The organism is Azospirillum sp. 11R-A (assembly GCF_049472615.1).
GTDB classification, from domain to species: domain Bacteria; phylum Pseudomonadota; class Alphaproteobacteria; order Azospirillales; family Azospirillaceae; genus Azospirillum; species Azospirillum palustre.
The window spans coordinates 151,245-165,502 of the sequence record NZ_JBCEBL010000006.1 but is presented as its reverse complement, the minus strand read 5'-3'; the positions used below and the strand labels follow the sequence as shown (position 1 = coordinate 165,502).

Annotated in this window: 15 protein-coding genes; 8 read left to right on the top strand and 7 right to left on the bottom strand. The window is 68.1% G+C overall.

Translation table 11 applies throughout. The features are described from left to right. The first annotated feature begins 46 nt into the window (after positions 1-46). The 4 genes from VH569_RS11615 (at position 47) to thpR (ending at position 3,555) form a co-directional block, all read left to right on the top strand. Positions 47-667, top strand: a complete 621-nt coding sequence (locus tag VH569_RS11615; protein WP_109052282.1) for an arylesterase — start codon at positions 47-49, stop codon at positions 665-667. Positions 668-673: 6 nt separating this feature from the next. Beyond that, complete coding sequence (locus VH569_RS11610) at positions 674-1,840, top strand: FIST signal transduction protein (RefSeq protein WP_423315470.1); 1,167 nt, start codon at positions 674-676, stop codon at positions 1,838-1,840. A 28-nt stretch (positions 1,841-1,868) separates the two neighbouring features. Then, complete coding sequence (locus VH569_RS11605) at positions 1,869-2,924, top strand: NADP(H)-dependent aldo-keto reductase (protein WP_395458855.1); 1,056 nt, start codon at positions 1,869-1,871, stop codon at positions 2,922-2,924. 79 nt (positions 2,925-3,003) lie between these two features. Then, positions 3,004-3,555, top strand: coding sequence for an RNA 2',3'-cyclic phosphodiesterase (gene thpR, locus VH569_RS11600; protein WP_423315469.1), 552 nt, complete (start codon positions 3,004-3,006; stop codon positions 3,553-3,555). Positions 3,556-3,561: 6 nt separating this feature from the next. On the opposite strand, the gene VH569_RS11595 is transcribed toward thpR, so the two are convergent. The 3 genes from VH569_RS11595 to dnaK all read right to left on the bottom strand — a co-directional run bounded on the left by VH569_RS11595 (position 3,562) and on the right by dnaK (position 8,197). Continuing rightward, on the bottom strand, positions 3,562-4,755 hold the full coding sequence (locus VH569_RS11595; RefSeq protein ID WP_423315468.1) for a diguanylate cyclase: 1,194 nt from the start codon (positions 4,753-4,755) through the stop codon (positions 3,562-3,564). A 225-nt stretch (positions 4,756-4,980) separates the two neighbouring features. Beyond that, the gene (dnaJ, locus tag VH569_RS11590; RefSeq protein WP_423315467.1) at positions 4,981-6,129 is read right to left on the bottom strand and encodes a molecular chaperone DnaJ; all 1,149 of its coding nucleotides are present in this window, start codon (positions 6,127-6,129) and stop codon (positions 4,981-4,983) included. A 151-nt stretch (positions 6,130-6,280) separates the two neighbouring features. Then, entirely contained in the window at positions 6,281-8,197 is a 1,917-nt protein-coding gene (gene dnaK, locus VH569_RS11585) for a molecular chaperone DnaK (protein WP_109052287.1), read from the bottom strand. 634 nt (positions 8,198-8,831) lie between these two features. Between dnaK and VH569_RS11580 the strand changes: the two genes are divergently transcribed. After that, positions 8,832-9,035 (top strand): hypothetical protein, encoded by a 204-nt coding sequence (locus VH569_RS11580; RefSeq protein WP_098740861.1) that lies wholly within the window; start codon positions 8,832-8,834, stop codon positions 9,033-9,035. A 112-nt stretch (positions 9,036-9,147) separates the two neighbouring features. On the opposite strand, the gene VH569_RS11575 is transcribed toward VH569_RS11580, so the two are convergent. The 3 genes from VH569_RS11575 to ddpX form a co-directional block, all read right to left on the bottom strand. Further along, the gene (locus VH569_RS11575; protein ID WP_423315466.1) at positions 9,148-9,678 is read right to left on the bottom strand and encodes a hypothetical protein; all 531 of its coding nucleotides are present in this window, start codon (positions 9,676-9,678) and stop codon (positions 9,148-9,150) included. A gap of 178 nt (positions 9,679-9,856) precedes the next feature. After that, positions 9,857-10,909, bottom strand: a complete 1,053-nt coding sequence (locus VH569_RS11570) for a polysaccharide deacetylase family protein (RefSeq protein ID WP_109096003.1) — start codon at positions 10,907-10,909, stop codon at positions 9,857-9,859. Positions 10,910-11,136: 227 nt separating this feature from the next. Continuing rightward, positions 11,137-11,685 carry a D-alanyl-D-alanine dipeptidase gene (gene ddpX, locus VH569_RS11565; RefSeq protein ID WP_376959786.1) on the bottom strand — a complete coding sequence of 183 codons (549 nt, stop codon included), beginning with the start codon at positions 11,683-11,685 and terminating at the stop codon, positions 11,137-11,139. Positions 11,686-11,890: 205 nt separating this feature from the next. On the opposite strand from ddpX, the gene tsaB reads away from it, so the two are divergent. Continuing rightward, complete coding sequence (tsaB, locus tag VH569_RS11560) at positions 11,891-12,676, top strand: tRNA (adenosine(37)-N6)-threonylcarbamoyltransferase complex dimerization subunit type 1 TsaB (RefSeq protein WP_423315465.1); 786 nt, start codon at positions 11,891-11,893, stop codon at positions 12,674-12,676. Further along, positions 12,673-13,143 (top strand): GNAT family N-acetyltransferase, encoded by a 471-nt coding sequence (locus VH569_RS11555; RefSeq protein ID WP_423315464.1) that lies wholly within the window; start codon positions 12,673-12,675, stop codon positions 13,141-13,143. Before tsaB ends, VH569_RS11555 begins: the two co-directional genes overlap by 4 nt. 3 nt (positions 13,144-13,146) lie before the next feature. Here VH569_RS11555 and VH569_RS11550 read toward each other — a convergent pair whose 3' ends face one another. Beyond that, positions 13,147-13,401 carry a sulfurtransferase TusA family protein gene (locus tag VH569_RS11550; protein WP_098740857.1) on the bottom strand — a complete coding sequence of 85 codons (255 nt, stop codon included), beginning with the start codon at positions 13,399-13,401 and terminating at the stop codon, positions 13,147-13,149. A gap of 89 nt (positions 13,402-13,490) precedes the next feature. Between VH569_RS11550 and VH569_RS11545 the strand changes: the two genes are divergently transcribed. Next, the gene (locus VH569_RS11545) at positions 13,491-13,904 is read left to right on the top strand and encodes a MucR family transcriptional regulator (RefSeq protein ID WP_014249126.1); all 414 of its coding nucleotides are present in this window, start codon (positions 13,491-13,493) and stop codon (positions 13,902-13,904) included. The last annotated feature ends 354 nt before the right edge of the window (positions 13,905-14,258 follow it).

Below are 14,258 nucleotides of genomic sequence, written 5' to 3'. Positions count from 1 at the left end.
GGCGCCAGCGGTCATACTCGCCTTTCTTTTCGCCGCAGGGGCATCGATGACCGTTCCGACCCGCGCGGTCGCCGCGCAACCGGTGAAGCTGCTGGCGCTGGGCGACAGCCTGACCGCCGGCTACGGCTTGCCGGAACCGCAGGGCTTCACCCGCCAGCTGGAAAAGGCGCTGGCGGCGAAAGGCTACAGCGTCACCGTCGTCAACGCCGGCGTGTCGGGCGACACCACCGCCGGCGGGCGGGCGCGGCTGGACTGGGCGCTGGCCGACAAGCCGGACGCCGCCATTGTGGAGTTGGGCGCCAACGACATGCTGCGCGGGCTCGACCCCGGTCAGGCCAGGGCCAACCTCGACGCCATCCTGAAGACGCTGAAGGAGCGCAAGGTGCCGACCCTGCTGGCCGGCATGTTCGCCTCGCCCAGCCTGGGCAAGCCCTACACCGACAGCTTCAACGCCATCTACCCGGATCTGGCGAAGAGCTACGATGTGCCGCTCTATCCCTTCTTCCTCGACGGGGTGGCGTTGCAGCAGGCGCTGATCCAGCCGGACGGGCTGCACCCCAACGCCCAGGGCGTGGCGGTGATCGTCGAGCGCATCCTGCCCTCCGTCACCGCCCTGCTCGACAGCCTGCCGCAAATCCAGAAGACTACAGAAAAGACCGGAGGCTGACCCGCCATGACCGTGACCCCCATGAACGCGATCCTGGACAGCGACACCCGCTTTCACGCCGCCTGCGCCGCCGGGGCGGAGTGGGGACCGACGGTCAAGGCCTGCCTGGACCGGCTGGGGCCAGTCGCCGGCTGCAACCTGGGCTTCCTCTATCTGACCGACGGGCTGGCGGAGCATGCCACCAGCATCGTCACCCTGCTGCGCGGCGTCACCGGCATCCGCCATTGGGTCGGCACCGCCGGCATCGGCGTGATGGCGAACGGCGCCGCCCTGTTCGACGAGCCGGGGCTGGCGATCATGGCCGCCCGCCTGCCGGAGGACAGCTTCCGCCTGTTCCCCACCCTGACCGACGGGCTGGAGCCGCTGCGCGGCAGTGCCGGCGGCTGGCTGGACAAGCATGGCGCGGCGCTGGCGCTGATCCATGTCGATCCGCACCATGCCGACATGGCCGGGCTGATCGCCCGTTTGTCGGAGGAGGCCGGCGTCTTCCTGGTCGGCGGCCTGACCGCCTCGCGCGGGGAATTCCCGCAGATCGCCGCCGGGGCGGAGGATGCCGACCCGGTCACCGAGGGCGGCGTGTCCGGCGTGCTGTTCGCGCCGCAGCTGCCGGTCGCCACCGCCCTGACCCAGGGCTGCCGCCCCATCGGACCGACGCGCACCGTCACCGCCAGCGACGACAACGTGATCCTGGAGATCGACGGCCGCCCGGCGCTCGACGTGTTCAAGGAGGACATCGGGCCGGAGCTTGCCGCCGACCTGCGGCAGGTCGCCGGGCTGATCTGCGCCGGGCTGCCCATCGCCGGCTCCGACACCCAGGATTATCTGGTGCGCGACCTGATCGCCATCGACCCGCGCGCCGGCTGGCTCTCCATCGCCGAACGGGTCACCACCGGCCAGACGGTGATGTTCACCCGCCGCGACGCGGAGACCGCCGCCGCCGACATGCGCCGGATGCTGGACAGCCTCAAGAAACGGGTGAAGGCGACGCCGAAGGGGGCGGTGTATGTCAGCTGCATCGCCCGCGGCCCCAGCCTGTTCGGTGCCGCCAATACCGAGCTGTCGATGATCCGCGAGGTCTTCGGCGACATCCCGCTGACCGGCTTCTTCGCCTCGGGCGAGGTGTCGCACAACCGGCTCTATGGCTACACCGGCGTGCTGACGCTGTTTCTGTAAAGATCATTTCGAATAAGGAACGTTCCGGATGCAGTATCGTCCGCTTGGCCGCACCGGCCTGTCGGTCAGCGCCATCGGCCTGGGCACCATGACCTGGGGCCGCCAGAACACCGAGGCCGAAGGCCATGCCCAGATGGATGCGGCGCTCGACCGCGGCATCAATTTCTGGGACACGGCGGAGATGTACGCCATCCCGCCCACCGCCGACACCTATGGCAAGACCGAGGAGGTGATCGGCAGCTGGTTCCAGTCGCGCGGCAAGCGCGACAAGGTGATCCTCGCCAGCAAGATCATCGGCCTGCCGGCCGGCGGCTTCGGCTGGATCCGCGAGGGCAAGTCGCGGCTCGACCGCGCCAACCTCTTCGCGGCGGTGGAGGCCAGCCTGTCGCGGCTGAAGACCGACTACATCGACCTCTACCAGATCCACTGGCCCGACCGCGTCACCAACCGCTTCGGCGTCCGCACCTACCGCCACAAGCCCGAGCAGGACGCCGTTCCGATCGAGGAGACGCTGGCGGCGCTGGCCGAGCTGGTGCAGGCCGGCAAGATCCGCCATGTCGGCCTGTCGAACGAAAGCCCGTGGGGCGTCATGCGCTACCTGCGCGCCGCCGAGACCGCAGGGGAGGTCGCTGGCCTGCCGCGCGTCGCCTCGATCCAGAATGCCTACAATCTGCTGAACCGGACCTTCGAGAACGGCTTGTCAGAGGTGGCTCTTCGCGAGGATGTCGGGCTGCTGGCCTATTCGCCGCTCGCCGCCGGCACGCTGACCGGCAAGTACCTGAACGGCGCCGTCCCGCCGGGCAGCCGCCGCTCGCTCGACCACCGGCCGTCGCGCTACAACACGGTCAATGCCGACGCGGCGACGGAGGCCTATCTGGACATCGCCCGCCGCCATGGGCTGGCGCCCAACCAGATGGCCATCGCCTTCACGCTGCAGCAGCCCTTCGTCACCTCGTCGCTGATCGGGGCGACGACGATGGAGACGCTGATCTCCAACATCGACTCCCTCTCCCTGACCCTGTCGCCCGAGGTGATGGCGGAGATCGATGCCGTGCACAACCGCATGCCGGATCCGTGCCCGTAAGCTGTCGCAGGACCCGCCCCCTTTATCGAATGGGGGCGGGTGGTTGCAGCAACCGGCCCTGTAAGTCTGGAGGTGCCCCATGCTCCGCCTGTTCGTCGCGCTCGACCTGACGGAGGAGGTTCGCCGCCGGCTGGCCGGTCTGGGCGGCGGGGTGCCCGGCGCGCGCTGGACCGAACCTGAAAATATGCACCTGACCCTGCGCTTCATCGGCGAAGTGCCGGAGGATCAGGCGATGGACATCGACGCCGCCCTGGCGGAGCTGCGGGCGCCGGCCTTTGCGCTCACCTTCGACGGGGTCGGCGTGTTCGGCGCCGGCCGCAAGGCGCGGGTGCTGTGGGCCGGGGTGGAGCGCAACGAGGCGCTGGCCCATCTCCAGGCCAAGGTCGAGTCCACCATCGTCCGCTGCGGCCTGCCGGCGGAGGAGCGGAAATTCTCCCCCCACATCACGCTCGCCCGGCTGAAGGATGCGCCGGCCGACCGCATCGGCCGCTTCCTGTCCGACCGCGGCCTGTTCCGCGCTGGCCCGATGCCGGTAGACCGCCTCACCCTCTACCGCAGCCATCCCGGCAACGGCGGCGCCGTCTATGAAGCGTTGCGGGACTATCCGCTGGACGGCGCTGTGGACGGCTGACCGCGCTCAGGCGGTGATGCTGTCCCAGGGATCGGTCTCGGCGTCGGGCTTGACGCCGCCGGTGCCGGTGACGACGACCCGGTCCTTGCCGTCCTGCTTGGCGCGGTACATGCGCTGATCCGCCAGCTCCACCAGCGCTTCCCAATCGGCGGGACGGTCGGCCGTCTGTTCGGCGATGCCGATGCTGGCGGTCTGCAAACTGCCGTCCGGCCGCTTGCCGAAGCCGGCGCGGCGCATGCGCTCCACCGCGATCATCGCGCCGTCCAGCGGGGTGTCGGGCATGACGACCAGGAACTCCTCGCCGCCCCAGCGGATCAGGGCGTCGGACTGGCGCAGCAGGCTGCGGATGGTGTTGGCGGCATGGCGCAGGACGCGGTCGCCCTCCTCATGGCCATAGCGGTCGTTGACCGCCTTGAAGTCGTCGAGATCGACGAAGATCGCCGTCAGCGGCTGTGCCGCCCGCTCGGCATGGGCGACCTGGAGTTTCAGCAACTCCTCCCCGATCCGGCGGGAGAAGGCGCCGGTCAGCGCGTCGTGCGCCGCCTGTTCCAGCAGCGCGATCATGAAATGCAGCTGGCTGATCGCCGCCAGCGTCGCCACCACCGCGATCAGCGCCAGCAGCCACAGCGCGCTGATGTAGGACGGGAACGGCATCACCAGCGAGCCGTAGAAGCCGGCGGCCAGATGGGCGCCCAGCATCGGTGCCGCGAACAGCGCGCCTTCCAGCGCGGTCAGCGGAAAGACGCTGAGCCCCGCCACCATCACGAAGGGCAGATAGCCGTAGCCGGCGCTGACGGCGATGCGCAGGTCGTCCACCCCCTGGTTGTAGAGCAGCGGGTGCGAGACGGCGAAGAATACGGTCGGGATCGCCAGCAGCGCCGCCAGCCGCCACCAGGCGCAGGTCATGTCCTCGCAGGACCGGCGGTCGAAGGCGAGCGCCAGGAAGGCGGCGCTGGCGGTCAGGCGCAGCAGGATCAGCCAGATCGCCAGCGACCATTCGAAGACGGTGACGTCGATGGCGATCCACAGCGGCGTCAGGATGCCGAAGATCAGCGCCACCATGCGCACGCGCGACTGGATCATCGCGGCGCGGCGGCGTTGCAGGATCGGCGAGTGGCCCGCCGGCAGGATCAGATCGGGCAGTTCGTCGCTGCGGACGAAGGCGTCGACCAGCGCGGCGAGAAGCCTCTCAACCCGCATGCGGCAGCCTGCCCCCGGCACCGGCCGGACGTGTCGCCAATGGATTAGCCATGCTGGGTGATTACACGTGCATGACCGCCCCTTCAACGGCTTTTGCGAAAAAACCGCTCGGCAGCCGTGGAAAACACGCAAAGATCCCAGCATGCGACAAAAAGTAACGGGCGGCGCATCACCGACGCGCCGCCCGTCCAGACAGGTCCGATTTGTCCCCGGCGCTGGCCGGGATCAGTCCTTCAGGTCTTCCCAAAGCTCCTTCACCTTGGCGAAGAAGCCTTCCGACTGTGGGTTCGACCCTTCCTTGGCGGCACCTTCGAACTCGCGCAGCAGTTCCTGCTGGCGCTTGGTCAGGTTCACCGGGGTTTCCACCACCGCCTGGATGTACATGTCGCCGCGCTGGGCGCTGCGCAGCACCGACATGCCCTTGCCCTTGATGCGGAACTGATGGCCCGACTGGGTGCCCGGCGGCACCGTCACCTTGGTGCGGCTGCCATCGATGGTCGGCACCTCCACCGCCCCGCCGAGCGCCGCCGTGGTCATCGGGATCGGCACCCGGCAGTGGATGTTGGCGCCGTCGCGCTGGAAGATCGGGTGCGGGGCGAGCGCCAGGAAGATGTAGAGGTCGCCGGCCGGCGCCCCGCGCAGGCCCGCTTCGCCCTCGCCCGCCAGACGGATGCGGGTGCCGTCCTCGACGCCGGCGGGGATGTTGACCTGAAGGGTCTTCTCCTTGCGCAGCCGGCCGGAGCCGCCGCAGTTCTTGCAGGCGTCCTTGATGACCTTGCCGGCGCCGTGGCAGCCGGGGCAGGTCCGCTCGATGGTGAAGAAGCCCTGCTGCGCCCGCACCTTGCCGTGGCCCTGGCAGGTCGGGCAGGTGATCGGCTGGGTCCCCGCCGCGGCGCCCGACCCGTTGCAGCCGTCGCACTGCACGGTGGTGGGCACGCGGATGGTGGTCTGGGTGCCCTTGAAGGCGTCCTCCAGCCCGATCTCCAGATTGTAGCGCAGGTCCTGGCCGCGGCCGGACGTGCCGCCGCCGCGGCGCCCGCCCATGAACTCGCCGAACATCTCGTCGAAGATGTCGGCGAAGCCGCCGCCGCCGCCGAAGTCGAAGTTGAAGCCGCCGGCGCCGGCTCCGGCGCCCGGACCACGGCCATTCTCGAAGGCGGCGTGGCCGAACCGGTCGTAGGCCGCGCGCTTCTGATCGTCCTTCAGGACTTCATAGGCCTCGCTGATTTCCTTGAACTTCTGCTCGGCGTCCTTGTCACCCTGGTTGCGGTCCGGGTGGTACTGCATCGCCATCTTGCGATAAGCCTTTTTCAGCTCATCCGCGCTGGCGTTCTTCGCCACACCGAGCAGCTCGTAATAATCCTGTTTCGCCATGGGGGCCGACCGCCTTTGAGTCGTTCTGGTCCAAACTGTCCGCGTCGCGTCGGAGCCTGACCCCAGCATACCGAAGGCCCGCCGCCGGGGAAAGGCGGCGGGCCATCGATGCTCGCGTCAGGTCCGTATCAAAAAGAAGCTGGCGTCGGGCTTACGCCGACTTCTTCTTGTCGTCCTGGACCTCTTCGAAGTCGGCGTCGACGACGCCCGGCTCGTTCGGCTGGGCGCCCGGCGCCTCGCCGCCCGCAGCCGGGGCCTCGCCCTGGCCGGCCTTGTACATCGCCTCGCCCAGCTTCATGGAGACCTGGGCCAGGGCCTCGGTCTTCGCCTTGATGCCGTCCAGATCCTCGCTGTCCAGCACCGACTTCAGCTCGGCGACGGCAGCCTCCGCGGCGGTCTTGTCGGAGGCCGGGATCTTGTCGCCGTTCTCCTTGATGGTCCGCTCGGTGGTGTGGATCAGGGCGTCGGCATGGTTGCGGGCGTCGACCAGCTCGCGGCGCTTCTTGTCGTCGGCCGAGTGGGCCTCGGCGTCCTTGACCATTTTCTGGATGTCGGCGTCCGACAGGCCGCCCGAGGCCTGGATGCGGATCTGCTGCTCCTTGCCGGTCGCCTTGTCCTTCGCGGTGACGCTGACGATGCCGTTGGCGTCGATGTCGAAGGTCACCTCGACCTGCGGCACGCCGCGCGGGGCCGGCGGGATGCCGACCAGATCGAACTGGCCCAGCATCTTGTTGTCGGCCGCCATTTCGCGCTCGCCCTGGAAGACGCGGATGGTGACGGCGTTCTGGTTGTCCTCGGCGGTCGAGAAGGTCTGGCTCTTCTTCGTCGGCACCGTGGTGTTGCGGTCGATCAGGCGGGTGAAGACACCGCCCAGCGTCTCGATGCCCAGCGACAGCGGGGTGACGTCGAGCAGCAGGACGTCCTTGACCTCGCCCTTCAGCACGCCGCCCTGGATGGCGGCGCCGATGGCGACCACCTCGTCCGGGTTCACGCCGCGGTGCGGCTCACGGCCGAAGAACTGCTTCACCGCGTCGATGACCTTGGGCATGCGGGTCATGCCGCCGACCAGGATCACCTCGTCGATCTCGCTGGCCTTCAGGCCGGCGTCCTTCAGGGCCGCCTTGCAGGGCTCGATCGTGCGCTGCACCAGCTCGTCCACCAGGGCTTCCAGCTTGGCGCGGGTCAGCTTGATGTTCAGGTGCTTCGGACCGGTCTGGTCGGCGGTGATGAAGGGCAGGTTGACTTCGGTCTGCGTGGTGGACGACAGCTCGATCTTCGCCTTTTCGGCAGCTTCCTTCAGACGCTGCAGCGCGAGCTTGTCCTTGCGCAGGTCGATGCCCTGCTCCTTGCTGAACTCGTCCGCGAGATACTCGATGATCCGGCTGTCGAAGTCCTCGCCGCCCAGGAAGGTGTCGCCGTTGGTCGACTTCACCTCAAACACGCCGTCGCCGATCTCCAGCACGGAGATGTCGAAGGTGCCGCCGCCCAGGTCATAGACCGCGACGGTGCCGGAGCCCTTCTTCTCCATGCCGTAGGCCAGCGCCGCGGCCGTCGGCTCGTTGATGATGCGCAGGACTTCCAGCCCGGCGATCTTGCCGGCGTCCTTGGTGGCCTGGCGCTGGCTGTCGTTGAAGTAGGCCGGGACGGTGATGACCGCCTGCGTGACCTTCTCGCCCAGATAGTTCTCGGCGGTTTCCTTCATCTTGGTGAGGATGAAGGCGCTGATCTGGCTGGGGCTGTACTTCTTGGAGTGCGCCTCGACCCAGGCGTCGCCGTTGTCGCCGGAGATGATGCGGTAGGGAACCAGGCCCTGGTCCTTCTTCGTCAGCGGATCGTCGAAGCGGCGGCCGATCAGACGCTTGATGGCGAAGAGGGTGTTTTCCGGATTGGTGACCGCCTGGCGCTTGGCGGGCTGGCCGATCAGCCGCTCGCCGCCCTGGCTGAAGGCGACCATGGACGGCGTCGTCCGCGCGCCCTCGGCGTTCTCGATCACCTTGGCGCTGCCGCCTTCCATCACGGCGACGCACGAGTTCGTGGTGCCGAGGTCGATACCAATCACTTTGCTCATGTTCAGCCTCTTTCGTTCGGCAGATGCGTGGCGGCCCGTCTGGTCCGGCACCGCCGCGATCCCCATAGGGTCGGTGAAACGTCGGTGGAGCGCTTGGGGTCCTGGTGTCCGGGGGCGACACATGAAAGCGATGCCCCCGGGTCCGGCCCGTGCTGGCGGAGATATAGGCGGAGCCGTTTCGGGCTGCAACAGGGTGGCGCGCCTTTCGGCCTGCAAAAGCGGGGAAAAAACGCGTCCCCGACACCCTTTGCCACACCGCCGCCGTCCTGTTGCTCCTGGCAATAGAATACCTGCGTATTCAAGTACGCAAGGACGAGTATCCCGATATTCAAGCGCGATGATTCAAATCGTCACAGGTGTTACAAGAGATAAATGCTTAGCTCATGAACTAGTCAAGGAAGTTAACCTTTCATTAACAAGCAACCGCGTGCAAAGCTCTGCGCAATCAATTCTCAGTTGCTATGATTATTAAAGTTTTGGAGAATCTAATAGTGAAAACTCAAAAGGAATATGCTATCTCGTTTGTCCATTGGGGATGACCGCAAGGGAAGGGGCCGGCAATGCTGCCGCTGCCGCCGCCGAGCCATGCGGTTCAATTGCGATGCTGGTCACACAGGTGTGAAAGGGAAGCGCGATGATGGACGAACGACGCGACGTGGCCCTGGCCATCAAGTCCTGCCTCGACAGCCTGATGAGCGACGCCACGCGATGCGATCTGGACGATCTGGTGCGCTTCCTCAGCCTCGCCGCTCTTGCGGCCGAAGAGGCCGCCGTCGCCCACGACCCGCATGCGCTCCGCATGAAGGCGCTGATGGCCACCGGCGCCGGCCACTGCTGACCGGCGCTCCCCCCGTGACCGTGTTGCAGTAGACCGTGTTGCAGTAACCCTGCCCGAAGAGGCGGATGGCTTTCCGCCTCACAAAACCTGCCGCCTCACAAAACCTGCCGCCTCACAAAATCTCCGCATTGCGGATGGCGTCGTCGATCCGGCCCAGCATCTCGGCGCAGGATTCGTCGCCATCCATCAGGTCGGGCAGCGCGAAGCTGAACATGGCGACCGCGGCAACGGACCCCGCCGCATCGGCGCGCTCCGCACCGACCAGCCACAGATAATGCGTCTCCGCCCGGCCGTCCTCTTCCGTCCGCATCATCGCCTGGGCGATCACGGCGCCGTCGGCCCGGCCGTCCACGGTCCGGTCCCCCGCCCGCTGGTCCTGCGGCCGGACAAAGCGCAGAGCCATCTCCTGCAAGGTTGCGGCGGTGCCGCCGGAGTCCGGTTGCGGCACCACCCGGTCGGTCACCAGCCGCAGAACGCCCGCGGCCGGCGGCGGCGGCCGGAAGGTGCCCACCGGCTGCCCCTCATGCTCCTCCACATCGACGGCCCAGCCGGCCGGCAGACGGAACCGCACCGTGTCGGCCCAGCCGATGTCGGAGCCCTGCGCGCTGTCTTGCCCGCTTGCTGAATAGGTGTCGTCGGCCATGGCCCGCTCCCGAAAAATCGCCCGCTTGTGAAAACGCCCACTTCTGGAAACCGCGGCGCGCCTCGCGACGGCACGCCGGAAGCGGCACCATAGGCGCGGCGGAACCGGCCGCCAATGCCCGATTGATGCGGCCGGAAATGCCCCGGAAACCTATCTGGGAACTGCCTGTTGCGGCCGGTTATTCCGGGATCAGGAACTGCACGCCCAGCCAGCGCCAGCGGCCGTCGGCGGCCGGCAGCGTGCAGTTGACGCGGGCACGGCCCGGCGGGAAGGGATCGCGGATGCGGACCTCCACCCGGTCCTCGGCGATGCGTTCCAGCGCGGTGCGGCCCTGGCCGGTGGCGAAGCAGGCCAGCTTGGAGCTGTCGCCCACCCCGTCGGCGATGGTGAAGCCCAGCGGCGGCGGGTTGACGGTGACCAGCGGGTCGTCGGGCGTCAGGTCCGACACCGGCAGCGGCAGCGCGTTGGCCGCCAGCTCGAACCGGTCGGCGCTGCCGTAGGTCTCGTTCATGACGAAGCGCGGCAGGCTCCAGGGATCGGCCTGCGGATGCAGAACCCCCGACTGCTGGCCGAAGGCGGCGGTGAAGCCCTGGTCGATCACCATCTGCCGCACCGCCAGCGAATATTCGCCCTGCGGATAGGCCAGGACCGCCGGGCGCCGCCCCAGCTCCGCCTGGAAGCGGTCGGACATCCGGCGCAGGTCGGCGGCGAGCTGGTCCGGACTGCGCGCCAGCATCGACTGGGTGGAGGTGCCGAGCGCCCCGATGGTGACGCCTGCCGCCGCCAGCTGGCGGATTTCGCCCCAGGTCATGTGGGCGGGGGAGCCGCGGTCCACCGCGTCGGTGGCGACGAACAGGGTGAAGGGCAGATTGGCCGCTTTCAGCCGCGGCCACGCCTCGGTGAAGGCGGAGCGGCTGGCCTCGTCGATGGTGATCGCCACGGTGCGGTCGGGCAGCGGCTTGCCGGTGCGCAGGGCGTCCAGGATCTTCGGCAGGGGCAGGACGGTGTAATCGCCGTCGGTCAGCTCGTCCAGATGCGCTTCGAACTGGTCGATGCGGATGCTGATCGACGGGTTCTGGTCCTCGCCGAAGCGGTCATAGGCGAACACCACCGCGCTGGCGCCCTGCGGAGAGGCGGCTTCGGCGGCGGCGGGCCGGGACACCGGCACGAACGCGGTCCAGATGGACAGCGCGGCGGCGGCGACTACCGAGACGGCACGACGGAACGGCATGGCGCCCTTGCGGAAAAGGCTGATTGGGGCGACCTCCGCCCCAACGCAAATGATGTGCCACAGTCCCCGTCCTGCGAACAAGCGCTGTCCGCCGCTTTCCTGCGGAGAGCAGAGATGCGGTGCGCGCGTGCAACAATGGAACGCCTCCGGCGTAGCACACGTAGAAATGAGCTTGGGCAGTTGAGTTTGCGCAGACGGGTTCGGGCCGCTACCAGCAGCCCATGTCCCTACATCAGCCGGCCGCCGGCCGCAGCGTCGGTCAGCAGCGGGTAGCGTTCGGCATCCGGCAGCTGGTAGTGCCACCATTCGGAGGGGTAATGCTCCCAGCCCGCCCCCACCATCACGCCCAGCAGCAGGGCGCGGTTGCGCTGCTGTTCGGCGGTCAGGTCGCTGCGGCCATGGTGCGACCGCTCGGTCATCGCGTCGAACCCGGTGCCCATGTCCAGGGGCACGCCGGCGGCATCCACCAGCGTCAGGTCGATCGCCACGCCGCGGGTGTGGTTGGACCCCAGCCGCGGGTCGGCGATATAGGTGGGGTCGGGGAAGGCGTGCCAAAGCCTCCATTGCGCCTCCGCCGGGCGGAAGGCATCGTACACCCGCAGCCGGCAGCCGATGCCGCGGGCCAGCCGGATGGCGTCGGCGAGCCGGCGGGCCGCGTCGGGGTGCAGCATGCACACCGCCGAGCGGTAGATCGGCACGCCCGACAGGTTGTCGGCGGTGGCGTAGAGAAGCTCCAGGTCGATGTCGAAGGCCGGAGGCGTGATCTCGGTCAGCATGAACAGGGCAACCGTCGGCGTATGGGGAAGACGATCGTCCTGTAGCATGGCTGCGGCGCCGTCTGCCATGGTCGCGGGTCTGCCATTCCCATGCGGGCAGGTCACGTTTCGGGACGATACCGGGCAGGATGGAAATCCGTGGCGGCTGGGCCTGCGTATTATGAACGGGCCGTCCGCGGGTCGCGGCGGCAGGGAAGGTGGGGTGATGAAGGTTCTGGGTCTGGATACGGCCACGTCCGGCTGTTCGGCGGCACTGTGGGATGGAACGGCCGGTCAGGATGACGGCGCGCGCGTGACCGTCCGGCGCAGCCCGCCGATGGCGCGCGGGCAGGCCGAAGTGCTGGTGCCGCTGGCGCAGGAGGTGCTGGCCGACGCCGGCGCCGGCTTCGCCGGGCTTGACCGCATCGCCGTCACCGTCGGGCCGGGCGCCTTCACCGGGCTGCGCATCGCGCTGGCTGCCGCGCGCGGCATCGCCGTCGCCCAGGACCTGCCGGTGATCGGCATCACCAGCTTCGACGCCATCGCCCATGGCGTGCCGGCCGCCGAGCGTGCCGGCCGGTTCCTGCTGGTTGCCGTCGACAGCCGGCGGGCGGAACCCTTCCTTCAACTCTACGACGCGGCGCTGGCCCCCGTCGGCGATCCGGCGATGCCCGATCCGGCGGCGATCCCCGGCTGGCTCGACGGGCTGTACCCGTCCGGGCCGCTGCTGCTGGCCGGCGACGCGGCGGCGGCGGTGGCGCCGCTGCTGGCCGGGCGTGCCGATCTGGCGCTGGCGTCCGGCGACGGGCTGCCGGATGCCGCCGTGGTGGCGGCGCTCGGGGCCGTCCGCCCCACCGGCCTGCCGGCCGAACCCTTCTATCTCCGTCCGCCCGACGTCACCCTGCCGAAAACGGGGGGGCCGAAAACGGGGTTGCCGAAGACCACGGAGCCGAAGACCGCGGCTGCCGGGCCAGGGAGCAAAGCCGTACCGGGCGAAGGAGCCGCGGCATGACCGCCGCCGCCGTCCGCCTCCACCCCGCCGGCCTGCTGGAGGCCGGTGTGGTGGCGGCCCTGCAGCAGGCCTGCTTCCCGGACGATCCCTGGGATGAGGCGTCGGTCGCCACCCTGATCGTCCCGCCTGCCGGCTTCGCCGCCCTCGCCCTCGATGACCGGGACCGGCCGCTCGGTTTCGTGATGGCCCGGGTCGCGGCGGAGGATGCGGAAATCCTCGCCATCGGCGTGCTGCCGCAGGCCCGCCGCCGCGGCATCGGCCGCCTGCTGGTGGAGGCTGCGGTCGGCGGATCGCAGGACCTGGGTGCGACTGCATTGTTTCTTGAAGTCGCCGAGGATAACCCGGCAGCTTCGAGTCTATACAAGGCCAGCGGCTTTTTTTCCGTCGGACGCCGCCCTGGATACTACAAACGACCGGATGGACGGGTCGCGGCACTTGTTCTGCGCCGCAATCTTGACGGGGCATAGGGGTTAATTTTTCTGCACGATCAGGCGATGGACTCCATCCGGCTCATCCATTCGTTCGGGGTGGACAGACAGAATGCTGTGACCCAACTCGATCAAGGATCGTGGAACGTTTTCCAAGGGTTCACCGGCATTCAGCCGGACTTCGAGGGTCTGCCCCGCGTCCATCCGCTCCACCATCAACTTGGTCTTGACGAAGGTTAACGGACAAACCTGCGAGGTGATGTCGAGAAACAAGTCTGTGGAGATTTTTTCGGTCACCGATTCCTCTTTGTTCCAAAGGATGGATATTGCACGATGCAGGAAACCTCTTTATATGGTGAGGTACGAATGCCGCGGAGCAAGCTTACATGAGCAACGGGTCCCCTTCCAACGCGCTGTTGTCTCTGACCACGGAGATCGTGGCGGCGCATGTCTCCAACAATACAGTCGCACTGACCGATCTTCCGACTCTGATCGAGCAGGTGTACAAGTCGCTGGCCAATGTCGGCACCGAACCGGTGGTGGCGGAAGAGCGTCCGCAGCCTGCCGTGCCGATCAAGAAGTCGGTCACGCCGGACTATATTGTGTGCCTGGAAGACGGCAAGAAGCTGAAGATGCTGAAGCGCCATCTCAAGACGGCGTACAATATGACCCCAGAAGAATACCGTGACCGCTGGGGCCTGCCGGCCGACTACCCGATGGTCGCGCCGAACTACGCCCGCCAGCGCAGCTCGCTGGCCAAGCAGATCGGTCTCGGTACCCGCGCCCGCCGCGGCGCCTGAGGATTGGGGGTCCCGCAGGGCGGACCGGTGCCGTGCCGGCGCCGCCGCCCTTTCCGCCCCCTTCCCTTCCTTACCCGCGCCCGACCATCCCGCCTTCGCTGCGGGTGGCCCGTCCGGCAGGGCATAGGCGCCGCCGCACGCCCGGCGCTCCAGACTCCATAACTGCAAAATCACGCAGGCCGATCCGCTGCCGCTCATAGGGTGTCGGGCCAGGGCGTCGGCCATGGCTCCGGCCAAGGGTGTCGGCTGACCGCGTGCCGCGCCGTCGGCTACGATGTCGGTTGACCGGCAACCGGCGGATCGTGTTATGCCTTGTGGTGCGTGCGACTCTGTCGTCCCGACCCAGCCGCTGCG

What these genes read in the sequence shown, in the direction of transcription:
- VH569_RS11615 (WP_109052282.1), top strand. Translation starts at nt 47, where the DNA reads ATGACCGTTCCGACCCGCGCGGTCGCCGCGCAACCGGTGAAGCTGCTG.
- VH569_RS11610 (WP_423315470.1), top strand. Translation starts at nt 674, where the DNA reads ATGACCGTGACCCCCATGAACGCGATCCTGGACAGCGACACCCGCTTT.
- VH569_RS11605 (WP_395458855.1), top strand. Translation starts at nt 1,869, where the DNA reads ATGCAGTATCGTCCGCTTGGCCGCACCGGCCTGTCGGTCAGCGCCATC.
- thpR (WP_423315469.1), top strand. Translation starts at nt 3,004, where the DNA reads ATGCTCCGCCTGTTCGTCGCGCTCGACCTGACGGAGGAGGTTCGCCGC.
- VH569_RS11595 (WP_423315468.1), bottom strand. Translation starts at nt 4,755, where the DNA reads ATGCGGGTTGAGAGGCTTCTCGCCGCGCTGGTCGACGCCTTCGTCCGC.
- dnaJ (WP_423315467.1), bottom strand. Translation starts at nt 6,129, where the DNA reads ATGGCGAAACAGGATTATTACGAGCTGCTCGGTGTGGCGAAGAACGCC.
- dnaK (WP_109052287.1), bottom strand. Translation starts at nt 8,197, where the DNA reads ATGAGCAAAGTGATTGGTATCGACCTCGGCACCACGAACTCGTGCGTC.
- VH569_RS11580 (WP_098740861.1), top strand. Translation starts at nt 8,832, where the DNA reads ATGATGGACGAACGACGCGACGTGGCCCTGGCCATCAAGTCCTGCCTC.
- VH569_RS11575 (WP_423315466.1), bottom strand. Translation starts at nt 9,678, where the DNA reads ATGGCCGACGACACCTATTCAGCAAGCGGGCAAGACAGCGCGCAGGGC.
- VH569_RS11570 (WP_109096003.1), bottom strand. Translation starts at nt 10,909, where the DNA reads ATGCCGTTCCGTCGTGCCGTCTCGGTAGTCGCCGCCGCCGCGCTGTCC.
- ddpX (WP_376959786.1), bottom strand. Translation starts at nt 11,685, where the DNA reads ATGCTGACCGAGATCACGCCTCCGGCCTTCGACATCGACCTGGAGCTT.
- tsaB (WP_423315465.1), top strand. Translation starts at nt 11,891, where the DNA reads ATGAAGGTTCTGGGTCTGGATACGGCCACGTCCGGCTGTTCGGCGGCA.
- VH569_RS11555 (WP_423315464.1), top strand. Translation starts at nt 12,673, where the DNA reads ATGACCGCCGCCGCCGTCCGCCTCCACCCCGCCGGCCTGCTGGAGGCC.
- VH569_RS11545 (WP_014249126.1), top strand. Translation starts at nt 13,491, where the DNA reads ATGAGCAACGGGTCCCCTTCCAACGCGCTGTTGTCTCTGACCACGGAG.